Origin of the sequence: Kocuria sp. CPCC 205260, from assembly GCF_040981045.1 — a bacterium.
GTDB classification, from domain to species: Bacteria; Actinomycetota; Actinomycetes; order Actinomycetales; family Micrococcaceae; genus Kocuria; species Kocuria palustris.
In genome coordinates this window covers 496,247-512,146 of the sequence record NZ_JAVKPT010000001.1, presented here as the reverse complement: position 1 = coordinate 512,146, position 15,900 = coordinate 496,247, and the positions used below count along the sequence as shown (strand labels likewise).

Sequence of the window (15,900 nt, the reverse complement as noted above, 5' to 3'; positions counted from 1 at the left end):
ACTGCTTTCGACGAAGGTGTGAGGAGTCTGTCCTGAAGTCTATCGACGCGCCTGGACATCACCTGACGGCAGCGCGTCCATGTCCGCCGCTTCGTCGTCCCGGGGCCGATGCGAGACGATGGGCGCATGAACAATCGCTTCCTCATGGCCGGGGCCGTCGTCACCCTCGCCCTCGTCCTCCTCGTCGCCTATCTCGTGGGCATGTGGGCCTGGATCTTCTTGGGCGTGGTGGCCCTGCTGCTGCTGGGGCTGGGCATCTGGGACCTGGTCCAGCCGCGCCATGCGATCCTGCGCAACTTCCCCGTGCTCGGGCACGCCCGCTACCTGCTGGAGTCCATCCGCCCCGAGATCCAGCAGTACTTCATCGAGAAGAACACCGAGGGCAAGCCGTTCAGCCGCGACCAGCGCTCGATCGTCTACGCCCGCGCCAAGGGCCAGGACGATCACAAGGCCTTCGGCACGGAGAAGGCCACCGACGAGATCGGCTACGAGTTCCTGCTGCACACCACCGCCCCGGTAGCCCCGGCCGCGGAGCCGCCGACGGTGCGCGTGGGCGGGCCGGACTGCGCTCAGCCCTACGAGATGCCCCTGATGAGCATCTCCTCGATGTCCTTCGGCTCGCTGTCCAAGAACGCCGTGCTGGCCATGAACAAGGGCGCGGCCATGGGCGGGTTCGTGCACGAGACCGGCGAGGGCGGGCTGACCGAGTATCACCTCGGCAGCGGCGCCGACCTGTTCTGGGAGATCGGCTCCGGGTACTTCGGCTGCCGGTACGACGACGGGCGCTTCAACCCCGAGCGCTTCGCCGAGAAGGCCCGCTACGACGAGGTCAAGGGCATCACGATCAAGCTGTCCCAGGGCGCCAAGCCCGGCCTGGGCGGCGTGCTGCCGGGCTCCAAGGTCACCGCCGAGATTGCTGAGGCCCGCGAGGTCCCCGAGGGCGTGGACTGCATCTCCCCGGCCTCGCACTCCGCGTTCACGACCCCGCGCGAGATGGTCCGGTTCATCGGGCAGCTGCGCGAGCTCTCGGGCGGCAAGCCGATCGGCATCAAGTTCTGCGTGGGCTCGCGCACCGACGTCCTGGCCATGTGCAAGGCCATGTGGGAGGAGCGGATCGCGCCCGACTACATCATCGTGGACGGCTCCGAGGGCGGAACCGGCGCCGCCCCGCTCGAGTACTCCGATCACGTGGGCACTCCGCTGACCGAGGGGCTCATGCTCGTGCACAACGCCCTGGTGGGCACCGGACTGCGGCACATGATCCGCATCGGCGCCGCAGGCAAGGTGGTCTCCGGCTCGGACATCGTCAAGCGCATGATCCAGGGCGCGGACTTCACCATGTCCGCCCGCGGGATGATGATGGCCACCGGCTGCATCCAGGCGCAGAAGTGCCACACGAACCACTGCCCCGTGGGCGTGGCCACCCAGGACGCCCGCCTCATGCGCGCACTGGACGTGGAGGACAAGGCCAAGCGGGTGCACAACTACCAGAAGCTCACCGTCCGCGAGGCCGTGCAGATCATGGCCTCCATGGGCGTGGAGGCCCCGTCGCAGCTCAACGCGCGGATGCTGCGCCGTCGGGTGGATCACCTCAACACCCGCTCCTACGCCTCGATCTACAACTGGCTGCGGGAGGGCGAGCTGCTCGAGCAGCCCCCGCGCGGCTGGGCCGCGGACTGGGCCGAGGCCGACGCCGATCACTTCGGCGAGCACGCCCCGCTCGGCTTCTTGGACGAGGACGGGCCCCACTGGAACGACGAGATGGCCACGCAGACCGGGATGATGGCGACTGTCGGCGCCGGCAGCTCGCTGGCCTCTTCGGGCGGCAGCCATGTTCCGGGCGGGCCGTCGGGACAGCGTCACTCGGACGCGCACGCCCCTTCGAGCGGTCGGGGCGGGGAGCAGGAGCAGGGCCAGCAGCCGGTGCGCAGCGACGGCGACGAGCCGATCGGCCGACCGGAGGCCAGCCGCACGCCGACCACCGGCTCCACGCCGGTCGTCGGCGACAGCACCCGACCGGAGGGGCGCCCAGCCGAGTGAGGCAGGTTCAGAGGGTGTTCTCGGTCGGCTCCTGACCGGCGATCTCATTGCCGAGCTCACCCGGGGGCGGGCTGACGGCGTCGTCGGCCCCCTCCCGGTAGGCTCGCCGGGTGCATCTCAAGACCCTCTCCGTGCGCGGCTTCAAGTCGTTCGCCTCGGCCACGAGCTTCGAGTTCGAGCCCGGGGTGACCTGCGTCGTCGGCCCGAACGGGTCGGGCAAGTCGAACGTGGTCGATGCCCTGTCCTGGGTCATGGGCGAGCAGGGCGCCAAGTCGCTGCGCGGCGGGAAGATGGAGGACGTGATCTTCGCCGGCACCTCGGGCCGGGCGGCCCTGGGGCGAGCGCACGTGGCCCTGACGATCGACAACACCGACGGCGCCCTGCCGATCGAGTACACCGAGGTCACGATCTCGCGCACCCTGTTCCGCACCGGCGGCTCCGAGTACGCGATCAACGGCCAGTCCTGCCGCCTGCTGGACATCCAGGAGCTGCTCTCGGACTCGGGTCTGGGCCGGGAGATGCACGTGGTCGTCGGGCAGGGCCAGCTCGACCGGATCCTGCATGCCACGCCGGAGGAGCGCCGCGGCTTCATCGAGGAGGCCTCCGGGATCCTCAAGCACCGGCGGCGCAAGGAGCGCACGATCCGCAAGCTCGAGGGCATGCAGGCCAACCTGGACCGCCTGGACGACCTGCTCTCCGAGATCCGGCGTCAGCTCACGCCGCTGGGCCGTCAGGCCAAGGTCGCCCGCCGCGCCCAGCGCATCCAGTTCGACGTCCGCGACGCCCGCTCGCGCCTGCTCGCCGATGACCTGGTGCAGGCGCAGTCCGCGCTGGCCGTCGACGTCGAGACCGAGCAGCGGCTGCGCGAGGAGAAGGAGGACGCCGAGCGGCGTCTGGGGGCGGGCCGCACCCGCCAGAACGAGCTGGAGACCCGCGCCGCGCAGGCCACACCGGCGGTGACGGCGGCGCGCGAGACCTGGTACGAGCTGACCTCGGTGCGCGAGCGGCACCGCTCGCTCGAGCAGCTGGCAGGGGAGCGGCGGAGACTGCTCGGAGCCACGGAGGAGCAGCCCTCCTCGGACCGCGACCCGGACCGGCTGGCCGGGCAGGCCGCGCGCACCCGCGAGGAGGAGAAGTCGGCGCTGGAGCAGGTCGAAGAAGCCGTGGACACCCTGGCCGAGGCCATCCAGGACCGCGAGGACAGCGAGGCGCAGGCGCGCGAGGCCGACAAGGCGGTCACCGCGATCCTGCAGGCCGCCGCCGATCGCCGCGAGGGCGTGGCCAAGCTCTCCGGCGGCGTGGGCGCTGCGCGCTCGCGGGTCGAGGCCGCCGAGAACGAGCTCGAGCGGCTGCGCGGCACCGAGCAGCAGGCCGCCCAGCGCCGGATGGGTGCGCTGAGCCAGGTGGAGACGCTGCGCGCAGCCGCCGAGGACGCCGCCGAGGCCTCGCGCCGGGCGGCCTCCGAGCGCGACGAAGCGGTCGAGGCCTTCGACGCCGCCCGGGAGCTGCACCGCCAGGCCGAGGCCGCTCGCACCGAGGCGGTGCGCGCCCACGACGCCCAGGCCGCCCGCGCCGAGACGCTGCGGGCCTCGGTCCGCCAGCCCGACGGCACCGAGGCCGTCAAGGCGCAGTCCGCCGATGCTGTGGTGGCTGCAGTGGCCGAGGTCCTGACGATCTCCGCCGGCTGGGAGCGTGCGCTGACGGCGGCCCTAGGTCCGCTGGCCGAGGCGCTCGCGGTGCGCTCGCACGCGGCGGCGGCGGGCATCTTCGAATCTCTGCGCCAGGCGGATGCCGGGCGCGTGCACATGCTCGTGGCGGGCGGATCTGCGGCGCCCGTCTCAGAGCTGCCGGACGAGATCCGGGGCTACGCGGGCGTCGTGCCGGCGGCCGAGGCCGTCGAGGCGGCGGCGGGAGCGGGGGATGCTGCGGAGGCCGTCGTGCAGCGCGTGCGCGCGGAGCTGGCCGGGACCGTGCTGGTCTCGGACGCGGCCACCGCGGTGCGCCTGACCGGCGATCACCCGCAGGTGCGCGCCGTGACCCGCGACGGAGACGTCTTCGCCCCGCACAGCGCCTGGGGCGGAGCGCGGGAGGCGGCCGGCTCCCTGGAGATCCGCGCGCAGGCCGAGGCCGCGGAGGCCGAGCTGAGTCAACTGCGGCAGACGCTGGATCAGGCGACGGAGGCCGCCCAGTCGGCTGCTGCGGAGCGGGACCGCCTGCGCCCCCAGGCCGAAGCTGCGCGCAAGGCGGCGCAGGAGGCCGAGAAGGCCGAGCGGGATGCCGCCGGAGCGTCCTCGCGGACCGAGGCCGTGCTGGACTCCGCTCAGGCTGAGTCGGATCGCTTCCAGCGCCAGGTCGCCGAGACCCAGGACCAGGTGGCCGCGCATCAGCGCGCTCTGGACGAGGCGCTTTCGCGCCTGGAGGCCGCCCAGGAGGACCACGACGACGACGAGTCCGAGCGCGCCCACCTGGAGGCCGTGGCGCGCCGCGACTCCTCGCAGCGCGAGGCGACCCAGGCACGGCAGGCAGAGACGGAAGCCCGGCTGGCGCTGCGGTCGCTCGAGGAGCAGGCCCGAGCACTGGGCAACCGCGCGCATTCGCAGGAGCGGGCCGCCGCCGCCGAGCGCCGCGCCCGGGAGGAGGCGGCCCGCCGTGCCGAGAGGCGGCGGCAGCAGGCGCGCAGCGCCGAGGCCGTGCTGGCCGCGGTGCGCCAGATCCTGGTGCGCATCGACGCCTCCGTGGAGCGGGCCGAGGCCGAGCGGCAGCATGCCGAGCAGGTCCGCCAGGCCCTGGACGCCGAGCTGCAGGAGGTGCGCACCGCCAACGACGGCCTTGCCTCTCGACTGGCCCAGCTCACCGACGAGGTCCACCGCGACGAGGTCGCCCGCACCCAGAAGCGGGCCCGCATCGAGACCCTCGAGCAGCGCTCGCTGGACGAGCTCGGGCTGACCCCCGACGCCCTGATCGACAACTATGGCCCGCACCTGCCCATCCCTGATGCCGACGCCATCCTGGAGGCCTCGCAGCGCCGCGATGAGCGCGCCGCCGCCGCAGCTGCGCGTCGCGAGCTCGAGGCCGAGCAGCACGGGATCACCCCGGAGGAGCTGGCGGAGAAGCAGGGGGAGTCGGTGCCGTCGTCGGGGACCCCGGACACTTCGGACGGGGAGGAGCCGGAGGAGGACCTCTACGACGAACCGGTGGGCATCCCGTTCGTGCGCGAGCAGCAGGAGAAGCGGCTGGCGTCGGCGGAGCGTGATCTGGCCAAGCTCGGCAAGGTCAATCCGCTGGCGCTCGAGGAGTTCGCGGCCCTGGAGGAGCGCCACGCGTTCCTCTCCGAGCAGCTCGAGGACCTGCACCGCTCCCGGGCCGATCTGCGGCAGATCATCCGCGACGTCGACGAGCACGTGGAGCAGGTCTTCACCGAGGCCTGGCACGACGTCGAGCGCGAGTTCATCACCGTGTTCGGGACGCTGTTCCCCGGCGGTGAGGGGCGACTGAGGCTGACCGATCCTGCGGACATGCTCAACACGGGCATCGACGTGGAGGCGCGCCCGGCGGGCAAGAAGATCAAGCGGCTGTCGCTGCTGTCCGGCGGCGAGCGGTCGCTGACGGCGATCGCGATGCTCGTGGCGATCTTCCGCGCCCGGCCCTCGCCGTTCTACATCATGGACGAGGTCGAGGCCGCCCTGGATGACCGCAACCTGGGCCGGCTGCTGACGATCTTCCAGCAGCTGCAGGAGACCTCGCAGCTGATCGTGATCACCCACCAGAAGCGCACCATGGAGATCGCCGACGCCGTCTACGGCGTGAGCATGCGCGACGGCGTCACCACCGTCCTGGGCCAGCGCCTCAAGGAGATGCGGTAGACCCGCTCTTCCACGTCGAATGGCCTGGGCGTGTGCTTCTCAACCGCGAAACGGACACTTCCGGGCCACTCGATGGTGAGGGCACGCTGCGGGGCCACTCGATGGAAGTTCCCGAGGGGAGCTCGGGGTCAGGAGTCCTCGCGCTCCTCGTCGGACACACGGGGGACGGAGCCGGTGGGGACGGCGTCGACGTCGGGGCGCTTGAGGGTGTCCATCACCGGGGTCCAGGCCAGCGCGGCCACACCCATCAGCACGCCGGAGACCAGGAAGGCCGGGCCGAAGCCGGCGGCATCCACGAGGGCCCCGGCCAGGATCGGGCCCAGGATCTGCCCGGCGTCCTGGCTCATCTGGAATCGCGAGAGCACGGTGCCGCCGGAGCGCTGCGGGCCGATGACATCGGCCACGGCCGCCTGCTGCCCCGGATTGAGGGTTCCGGAGCCCACTCCGGAGAGGAAGGAGGCCACCGCGAAGATCCACACGCTGTCCGTGAACCCGATCACCGCTGTCATCACGCCGGCCAGCACCAGTCCGGTGATCACCAGCGGCTTGCGGCCCACGGAGTCGGAGATCCGGCCCGAGAACGACAGCGCCACGGCGGAGCCGGCGGCGAACACCGTCAGTGCGACGCCGGACAGGGCAGGTCCGGCGCCGAAGACGGCGGAGGCGATCAGCGGGATCAGCGCCACGCGGATCCCCATGGAGGTCCATCCGTTGGCGAAGCCCGAGACCAGCGAAGCCCGATACGCCCCGAACTGCCAGGCCTCGCGGAAGCTCATACGCACCTGGGCCTTGGCGGCCGCCCGATCCTGCAGCGACTGCGGGGGGATCTGCCAGAAGACCACACCGGCGGCCAGCAGGATCGCGGCCCCGTAGATGAGAAACGGCGCCTGCATGCCGAATCCCGCCAGCAGCCCGCCGATCACCGGCCCCAGGATCCCACCGATCAGGAATGTGGAGGCGTACATGCCCGAGATCCGCCCGCGCGAATCCGGCGGCGCCAGGCGCACGATCAGGCCCATGGCGGAGATGGTGAACATGGTGGAGCCGAGTCCGCCCAGGCCGCGGAAGAGCAGCAGCTGCCAGTAGGAGCCGGCGAACGCCGTGGCGAACGACGACAGCGCCACGATCACCAGGCCGATGAGATAGGTCCGGCGTTCGCCGATGGCATCCAGGATGCGACCGCCGGCCGGGGCGAACATCAGTCTGCAAAATGCGAAGGCCGAGACGACGGCTGAGGCGGCGGCCACCCCCACGCCGAAGCTCGAGGCGTACTGGGGCAGCACCGGGGCCACCAGGCCGTAGCCGACCGCGATCGCGAAGGCCGCGGCGATCAGCACCAGGATCTCCCGCGGCACCGGGGTCCGGGCAGGAGACTTCGATCGCGACGACCGGTCGGAGGACCTGCGCGCAGCGGGGTCCGGGGAGGAAGAGGAGGAGGCCATCACCAGCGCAGTCTAGGAGTATGGCGCTAACGCCGCAGGCGCGTGCGGGCACCGCCCCTCGGCGGCCCCCGCCGAATCGTGGTGCAATGGGGGACGTGGACCAGATACTCGCTCAGATCCCTGTCTTCGTGTACGTGCTGATCGCCGTGGTGGTGCTGGCGCTGCTGGGCTTCGTGCTGCTGCGCGGGCCCAAGGCGCCTCCCGGCGGTTACGACTCGACCCGAGACGCCGATGACCCGGCGCCGAGCGCTGCCGGCGACGGCTCGGGTGAGCATGCCCGGGCCGGAGGGGCAGCCGCGACCGAGGCCAAGGCGCCGTCGCTGGACACCCCCGAATCCGCCGGCTCCCGCATGGCGCGCCTGCGCGGGCGCCTGGCCAAGTCCAACAACGTGTTCGGCCGCGGCCTCCTGGCGCTGCTGTCCCGCGATCACATCGACCAGGACGTCTGGGATGAGATCGAGGAGACGCTGCTCATGGCGGACCTCGGCACCGACGCCTCGATGGAGCTCGTCGAGAACCTGCAGGTGCGGGTCAAGGCCGAGGGCACGCAGGACCCGAACCACGTGCGGGCCATGCTGCGCGAGGAGCTGCTCAAGCTCGTCGACCCGTCGATGGACCGCTCCCTGGCCGTGACCCGCAAGGGCGACACTCCGGCCGTGATGCTCGTGGTGGGCGTCAACGGCGTGGGCAAGACCACGACCGTGGGCAAGCTGGCGCGCGTGCTCGTGGCCGAGGACAAGGACGTCATGCTCGGTGCGGCCGACACGTTCCGCGCCGCGGCCGCGGATCAGCTGCAGACCTGGGGCAACCGCGTGGGCGTGCCGACCGTGCGCTCCGACGTGGAGGGCGCCGATCCCGCCTCCGTGGCCTTCGATGCCGTGAAGACCGGTATCGACTCGGAGGTCGACGTCGTCATGATCGACACGGCCGGGCGCCTGCAGAACAAGGCAGGGCTCATGGACCAGCTCGGCAAGATCAAGCGCGTGGTCCAGAAGGCCGCCGAGGTCGACGAGGTCCTGCTGGTCATCGACGCCACGACCGGGCAGAACGGCATGACGCAGGCCAAGGTCTTCTCCGAGGCCGTGAACGTGACCGGCATCGTGCTCACCAAGCTCGACGGCACCGCCAAGGGCGGCATCGTCGTGGCGATCCAGCGTGCGCTGGGCGCCCCGGTCAAGCTCATCGGCCTGGGCGAGGGCGCCGATGACCTCGCCCCGTTCGACGCCGAGCAGTTCGTGGACGCCCTGCTCGAGTAGGCCCCCTGGTGTGATCCCACAGATCGAGTGGCCTCGCAGTGTTCGTCCAGCAGCTCAGACGCACACTGCGGGGCCACTCGTCTTGTCTCCGCCGTACTCAGGACGCGCGGACGCTGCTCGATGACCGCAGCCCCGTTCACATGCCCGACACGAACGAGCGCGTGTTGTCACACGCCGGAAACGACGGTGCGACGCCGGTGACTCATGACCTCGCTTGACTCATGTGCAGCGCCCGAGAGGGCCCGAGACGCGAGGAGAGACTGACGATGGACGAGACGACGCTGAGCGCGGTCGATGTGTGGACCGTGGTCGCCAGCGCCATGGTGCTGCTGATGACGCCGGGACTGGCCCTGTTCTACGGGGGCATGACCCGTGCCAAGGGCGTGCTGAACATGATGATGATGTCCTTTGCCGCCCTGGGTCTGGTGATCCCGGTGTGGATCCTGTGGGGGTGGTCGATCTCCGGCGGCGAGCCCATCCTGGGAGGCCTGGCGGGCAGCCCTCTGCAGGCGCCGGGGCTGGAGGACCTGATCGGCACCAGCGATCTGCTGGGCGTCGCGTTCTCCTGCACGTTCGCGATCATCTCGGTCGCGCTGATCTCCGGAGCCGTGGCAGACCGCATGCGCTTCAGCGCCTGGCTGCTGTTCGTGCCGGTGTGGACCACCCTGGTCTACGCGCCGCTGGCGTTCATGGTCTGGGGCGGGGGCCTGCTGGGCGCCGATGGGGCGATCGGCTCCCGCTTCGGCGAGGCGATCGACTTCGCGGGCGGGCTGGTGGTGCACATCAACGCCGGCGTGGCGGCGCTGATCCTGATCCTGCTGATCGGCCCGCGACAGGGATTCGGGAAGGACTCGGGCCAGCGCCCGCACAACCTCCCCCTGGTCATGCTCGGCGCGGCCCTGCTGTGGTTCGGCTGGTTCGGCTTCAACGTCGGTGCTGCGGCCACCCCCGAGCAGGCCGGCCTGATCCTGGTCAACACCATGGCCGCCCCGGCCACCGCGATGCTGGGCTGGCTGCTGGTCGAGCGGGTCCGCGACGGCCACCCGACCTCCCTGGGCGCCGCCTCCGGCGCGGTGGCCGGTCTGGTCGCCATCACCCCCGCCTGCGCCGATGTCTCCCCGTTCTGGGCCATGGTCCTGGGCCTGGTCGCCGGCATGTGCTCCGCGGTCGCGGTCGCGCTGAAGTACCGGATCGGGATGGACGACTCCCTGGACGTGATCGGCGTGCACCTGGTCTCCGGCATCGTGGGGACCGTGGCCCTGGGCTTCATCGCGATCCCGAGCGCGGAGTCGGCAGGCGGGCTGTTCTACGGCGGCGGGCTGGGGCTGCTGGGCACGCAGGTCATCGCCACGGTCGTCTCGGTCATCTACTGCGCCGTCGTGACTCTCGTCATCGCCCTGGTCATCCGCGCGTTCGTCGGCCTGCGGATCACGGCGGATGCGGAGATCGAGGGCATCGACATCACCGAGCACGCGGAGTCCGGCTACAACCTCGCGGGCGATGCCTCCGGCTCGTTCCGCCCCCGTCGCCCGGTCCCGGGCAGCCTCGAGGACGTCATCGAGCGTCAGAAGAAGGAGCAGCGCGCATGAAGCTCGTCGTCGCCGTCATCCGGCAGGAGAAGTTCGCCGACGTCAAGGACGCGCTGGCCGCGTTCGGGATCCAGGGCATGACCGTCACCAACGTCCACGGCTACGGCCGCCAGCGAGGGCACTCCGAGGTCTACCGCGGTGCGGAGTACTCGGTGGACCTCATCGAGAAGACCCGCCTGGAGCTGGTCGTCACGGACCAGCAGGCCCACGAGGTCGTCGACGCGATCGCCGCTGCCGCCACCACGGGCCGGGCGGGCGACGGCAAGGTCTGGGTCACCCCCGTGGAGGAGGTCGTGCGGCTGCGCACGGGGGAGGGCGGCGAGTCCGCTGTCTGAACACGTCCCGCAGGCGCTTCAGCGCACGGCGTCAGGAGCCGAGCATGTGCTGACGGCGGGCATTGCTACCCTGGAGCACTGATCCGGTGCGCACTGCGCACCCCCAGGGGCGACGACGGCGCGGCCACCTGGTCGCGCCGTCGACGCGCGTCCAGGCCGGCCCGCCGCCCCAGACCATCGAAGATCCACAGCGAGGACCACGTGTTCAACTCCCTCTCCGACCGCTTGACCGCGACGTTCAAGAACCTGCGCGGGAAGGGCAAGCTCTCCGAGGCGGATGTCGATGCCACCGTGCGCGAGATCCGCCGCGCGCTGCTCGACGCCGACGTCGCCGTGCCCGTGGTCCGCGAGTTCACCGCCGCCGTCAAGGAGCGCGCGCTGTCGGCCGAGGTCAACGAGGCGCTGAACCCGGGCCAGCAGGTCGTGAAGATCGTCAACGACCAGCTCCAGGAGATCCTGGGCGGTCAGACCCGGCGCATCCGCATGGCCAAGACCGGGCCCACGATCATCATGCTGGCGGGCCTGCAGGGCGCCGGCAAGACCACGCTGGCCGGCAAGCTCGCGTACTGGCTCAAGAACCAGGGCCACCGCCCGCTGCTCGTGGCCTCCGACCTCCAGCGCCCCAACGCCGTGACCCAGCTGAAGGTCGTGGGAGAGCGCGCGGGCGTGCCGGTGTGGGCTTCGCACCCGGGCACCACCTCCGAGTTCGACGACCCCACCGGCGATCCGGTCGAGGTGGCCCGCGAGGGCGTGGAGCACGCCCGCTCCAAGCTCTACGACGTCGTCATCGTGGACACCGCCGGCCGCCTGGGCGTCGACCAGCCCCTGATGCACCAGGCCCGCGACATCCGCGACGCCGTCCAGCCGGACGAGGTCCTGTTCGTCATCGACGCCATGATCGGCCAGGACGCCGTCCAGACCGCCCAGGCCTTCAACGAGGGTGTGGACTTCACCGGCGTGGTGCTCTCCAAGCTCGACGGCGACGCCCGCGGCGGCGCCGCCCTGTCGGTGGCCTCGGTGACCGGCAAGCCCATCATGTTCGCCTCCACCGGCGAGGGCGTGAAGGACTTCGAGCAGTTCCACCCGGATCGCATGGCCTCGCGCATCCTCGACATGGGCGATGTCATGACCCTGATCGAGCAGGCCGAGAAGACCTGGGATCAGGCCGAGGCCCAGAAGATGGCCAAGAAGTTCGCCGACCAGGAGGACTTCACCTTCGAGGACTTCCTGGCCCAGATGCAGCAGCTCAAGAAGATGGGCTCCATGAAGAAGCTGCTCGGCATGATGCCGGGCATGGCCGGAATGCGCGAGCAGCTCGAGAACTTCGACGAGTCCGCGCTGACCCGCATCGAGGCCATCATCCAGTCCATGACCCCGCACGAGCGGGTGGCGCCCAAGATCATGAACGGCTCGCGCCGAGCGCGCATCGCCAAGGGCTCCGGGGCCACGGTGCAGGAGGTCAACCAGCTCATGGAGCGCTTCGGGCAGGCGCAGAAGATGATGCGCAAGATGTCCCAGGGCAAGGGCATTCCGAACCTCCCGGGCATGGGCGGCGGCGCTCCGGGCATGGGACCGCAGGGCGGCAACCCCATGGCCGGCATGCAGGGGATGCAGGGCATGCAGGGGCTGCCTGGCGCGGGCGGCGGCAAGTCCTCCAAGTCCAAGGCCAAGAAGAAGGGCTCGCGCTCCGGCAATCCGGCCAAGCGCGCGCAGGAGGCCGCCGCCGCGCAGAACCGCTCCAAGGCACCCACGGGCTCGTCGTTCGGCCAGCCCCAGCAGCCCGAGCAGAACCTCAAGGACCTCCCCAAGGGCTTCGAGAAGTTCCTCAAGTGACCCCGCAGCTGCCCCCGCGCCGCTGAGCGAAAGGCGCCACCATGTCGTCGTACCTCCCCGAGAACGAGCTCAAGGAATTCATCGCCTCTCTGCCGACCCGCCGCCTGGCGTCCTCGGCGCTGATCCGCGACCCGCACGGCCGGGTGCTGATCGTCGAGCCGAACTACCGCGACGGCTGGACCCTGCCCGGCGGAACGGTCGAGGCCGGGGAGGATCCCCGCACCGGATGCTTCCGCGAGGTGCTCGAGGAGGTCGGGCTGCAGCTGCCGGAGGGACGGCTTCTCGTGGTGGCCCACGGGCTCGCCGCCGGCATCTGGGGCGATTCGGTCGCGTTCCTCTACGACGGCGGCGTGATCCCCGAGGACACCGAGATCACCTTGCAGGAGGAGGAGCTGGACAGCCACCGCTGGGCGGAGCCCGGCGAGATCCTGGGGTACGTGGGCGATCGCATGGGACGGATGATCCTCAGCGGCCTCGAGCAGCTCGAGACCGGCGGCGTGTCCGAGTTCGTGATCGGAGGCTGAAGGACGCCCCGGCGCAGGCTCTCAGCGGAATCTGCTGCCCGCACCCCGGGGTCGTCCAGTGCCCGCGGGTAGCATGGCGCGCATGACCACCCCCTCTTCCGGACCCCAGCATCCGTCGTCCTCCGGCGCGGACGGCGCAGGCGGAGCAGACGGCGCCCGGCACGGCCGCCGACGCGCGGAATCCCCGGTGGATCGCAAGACCTCCGCCCTGGACGGCTGGTCGGTGCTGCCTCTGGCGGTGCGGATCAGCAGCCGCAGCTCCGTGCCGGACGTCGACGGCTCCGACCTGCTGGGCCCGAACACCGCAGATGCCGCCGAGATCGTGGGCTTCGTGCCCACCGCGCAGGGCATCCGCAAGGTCCTGGGCCACCACCGCGCCGTGGCCGCCGCCGCCGAGGGCTCCGACTACCTGCAGATCGCGGTCCTCGTCGACGACCAGGGCCGAACGGCCACCGTGGGCGAGCACGGAGCGGTCGTGCCGGGCCAGGGCGTCGAGGAGATCGCCGCCTCCGTCCACCGCATCACCGGTCAGACCCTCGAGCCGCAGCACCCCCGCCTGCAGCGGGCGCTGATCCTGCACCTGGATGCTCCCGAGCTGCCCCTGCTGGCCAGCAGCGCCGGCGCCGCCTTCCGGGCTGTCAGCCGCGACGGCTGGTCCGTGCTCGTGCCCGACGACGACGCCTCGTGGTGGGCTCTGCGCACCGGAGTCTCCGGCACGGCCGTGGCGCTGGCCTCGGACGGCGCCGCCCGCTCCCTGGAGGTCCTGCTCGACGGCGCTGACGGCGTGGGCCGCCATCCGGAGACTGCCCGGCCCGACCCCACTCGGATCTCGGCCGAGTCCTCCGGCGACCGAGCCGCCTGCGGGCTGTCCTGGGGCCCGGCCTGGTCTGCGGTCTCGATCGACGACGACGGAACCCCCGCCGCACGGCTGACCCGCGAGGTCCTCGAGCTGTGCGATGGCGAGACCACCCAGATGCACGTCGAGTCGGTGGCCTCGGTCTTCGACCTGGACCCGGTGCAGACCGTGCGCCTGCGCAACTACGTCGACGGGGAGACCTCCTCGCTGGTCCTCGAGTCCGTGCTGCAGCTGCTCGAGCTGCCGGTGCTGGCCGCCAAGATCGTCGAGGGGCAGAAGCCGCTGTCGGAGATCGAGGGCCTGGAGCGGTTCGAGCCCACCAGCATGCGTGAGGCCGTCATGCAGGGCCTGGGGATGGAGCCCACGGACGACAGCACCTTCTCCCGCCTGCAGGCCAGGCTGGCCGAGCGCCCGGAGATCCTGCTGGCCGCCGCCGGGGCGCAGACCGCCGTGGGCATCGGGCTCGCCGCCCTGGGTCGTCGCGGGGGACGCGGCAGCCTGGTGCTCGGCACGCTGTCCGGACTCGCGTTCACGGATGCGGCCTCGCTTTCGGGGCTCTACGCCGTGCTTCGCAGGCAGCGCCGCCGTCGAGACGGCAGGCGGCCCGGCCGATCGCACGACTGAGCGGCCGCTGCCGGCGGATCCGTCGCGCGACGGATCCGCCAGGACGCGGGAGGCGATAGCGTGCTGGGGTGTCGCAGCTCAGCCAGGACCCCCGCCAGGATGTCGCCCCGTCTGCTCCCGCCCGGACGGCTCCGCGACCCGAGTCCCGGCCCACGACCGCCGAGCGCCTGATCGGGGTCCTCTCCGACCCCTCGGATCCGGACTGGCGCCGTCCCGGGCCCGGTGCCACGGGGCTGCGCCGCGATGTCCTGGGGGCCCTGGCCCTGTTCGCGGTGGCCGCCCTCATCCTGGCCCTGCTCGAGAGCTTCGCCGGCACGAGCGAGGACCGGCCCCGCTGGCTGGGCTATCTCATGGTCGCGCTGCAGATCCTGCCGCTGGCCGGGCGCCGCCGCTGGCCCGCTGCGGTCATGGTGGTCTCCACGGCGGTCTACGTGATCGGCTACTACCTGACACCCATGGCGGCGGGTCAGTCTGGGACGGTGCTCGGGCTGTACGTCGCGGTCTACACGCTCGTGGCCTGGGGGCCGTTGCGGCAGGTCGTGCGCATCATCGTGGCCCTGTTCCTGGTCCTTCTGCTGCTGTGGGTGGGCATCGACCTGGCCATCACGGGCTCGTACGCGGAGATGGTCGAGGAGCTCGACTCCCAGGCCGGGCCCTTCGAGCCCATGTCCGCCTATTCGGCCTACTCCTTCCTGCTCAACATCCTGGGCTTCGGCATCACGATCTTCCTGGGGTGGACCTCGTGGCGCTCGGCGCTGCGGGACCATCAGAACCGCGCGCAGGCCGAGCAGCTGCGCAGCCAGTCGCAGCGCCTGGCCCGGCAGGCGGTCGTCGAAGAGCGCCTGCGGATCGCCCGCGAGCTGCACGACGTGATCGCCCACCACGTCTCGGCCATCGGGATCCAGGCCGGGGCCGCCCGGAAGGTCCTGCACCGAGATTCCGAGCTGGCGGCCGAGGCGCTGCGCTCGATCGAGGGATCCAGCCGCCAGGCCGTGAGCGAGACCCGGCAGCTGCTGGGCGTCCTGCGAGCGGACTCGGACGCGGAGGCCGCCGATGGACAGCCGCGAGCGGAGACGGCGCCGGCGACGAGACCCGGGCCCCGGCTGGAGGAGATCGAGCAGCTCGCACGCGAGCACGCCCAGCGCGGCCTGTCGGTGACGGTGACCTGGGTCGACGGTGCAGAGGCCGCTGAGCTGCCGCCGGCCCTCGCGCTGTCCATGTACCGCTGCGTCCAGGAGGCGATGTCGAACGTGGTGCGCCATTCCACCGCCACCAGCGCCGAGGTCGTGATCCGCAGCATCCGCCGGGACGACCATGGCTCCGGGGCAGCGCAGGCGATCGAGCTCGAGGTGCTGGACGGGGGAAGGCCCCGTGCGGGCAGCGCCGGCACCGGCTTCGGACTGCGAGGACTGCGCGAACGGGTCCAGCTCCACGGCGGGACAGCGGAGATCGGCAGCCGGGATCCGGGGCCCGGCTGGCGCGTGCGGGCGAGGTTCCCGCTCGAGAGGATCGGTCCCGAGGCGCCCGACTCGGAATGA

10 protein-coding genes are annotated in these 15,900 nt (G+C 71.5%); 9 read left to right on the top strand and 1 reads right to left on the bottom strand.

The window, feature by feature from the left end; all coding sequences use genetic code 11:
- Positions 1–126 precede the first annotated feature (126 nt).
- Both RF645_RS02265 and smc read left to right on the top strand, forming a co-directional pair.
- On the top strand, positions 127–2,040 hold the full coding sequence (locus RF645_RS02265) for an FMN-binding glutamate synthase family protein (RefSeq protein WP_058871225.1): 1,914 nt from the start codon (positions 127–129) through the stop codon (positions 2,038–2,040).
- Positions 2,041–2,150: 110 nt separating this feature from the next.
- Positions 2,151–5,903 carry a chromosome segregation protein SMC gene (gene smc / locus RF645_RS02260; RefSeq protein WP_368818527.1) on the top strand — a complete coding sequence of 1,251 codons (3,753 nt, stop codon included), beginning with the start codon at positions 2,151–2,153 and terminating at the stop codon, positions 5,901–5,903.
- A gap of 128 nt (positions 5,904–6,031) precedes the next feature.
- Here smc and RF645_RS02255 read toward each other — a convergent pair whose 3' ends face one another.
- Positions 6,032–7,345: an MFS transporter gene (locus tag RF645_RS02255; protein ID WP_368818526.1), complete on the bottom strand. Its 1,314-nt coding sequence runs from the start codon at positions 7,343–7,345 to the stop codon at positions 6,032–6,034.
- Positions 7,346–7,440: 95 nt separating this feature from the next.
- Here RF645_RS02255 and ftsY point away from each other — a divergent pair, with 95 nt between their 5' ends.
- From ftsY to RF645_RS02220, 7 genes are all read left to right on the top strand, one after another.
- Positions 7,441–8,601, top strand: coding sequence for a signal recognition particle-docking protein FtsY (gene ftsY, locus RF645_RS02250; RefSeq protein ID WP_368818525.1), 1,161 nt, complete (start codon positions 7,441–7,443; stop codon positions 8,599–8,601).
- Positions 8,602–8,867: 266 nt separating this feature from the next.
- Entirely contained in the window at positions 8,868–10,190 is a 1,323-nt protein-coding gene (locus tag RF645_RS02245) for an ammonium transporter (RefSeq protein ID WP_137801733.1), read from the top strand.
- Positions 10,187–10,525: a P-II family nitrogen regulator gene (locus RF645_RS02240; RefSeq protein WP_024290723.1), complete on the top strand. Its 339-nt coding sequence runs from the start codon at positions 10,187–10,189 to the stop codon at positions 10,523–10,525. The genes RF645_RS02245 and RF645_RS02240 overlap by 4 nt, the downstream gene beginning before the upstream one ends.
- 201 nt (positions 10,526–10,726) lie before the next feature.
- Positions 10,727–12,358 (top strand): signal recognition particle protein, encoded by a 1,632-nt coding sequence (ffh, locus tag RF645_RS02235; RefSeq protein WP_368818524.1) that lies wholly within the window; start codon positions 10,727–10,729, stop codon positions 12,356–12,358.
- 41 nt (positions 12,359–12,399) lie between these two features.
- A complete protein-coding gene (locus tag RF645_RS02230) occupies positions 12,400–12,882 on the top strand; it encodes an NUDIX hydrolase (RefSeq protein ID WP_053447192.1) in 483 nt (160 codons plus the stop codon).
- A gap of 82 nt (positions 12,883–12,964) precedes the next feature.
- A complete protein-coding gene (locus RF645_RS02225) occupies positions 12,965–14,362 on the top strand; it encodes a hypothetical protein (RefSeq protein WP_368818523.1) in 1,398 nt (465 codons plus the stop codon).
- Between the two features lie 68 nt (positions 14,363–14,430).
- Complete coding sequence (locus RF645_RS02220) at positions 14,431–15,900, top strand: sensor histidine kinase (protein ID WP_058871217.1); 1,470 nt, start codon at positions 14,431–14,433, stop codon at positions 15,898–15,900.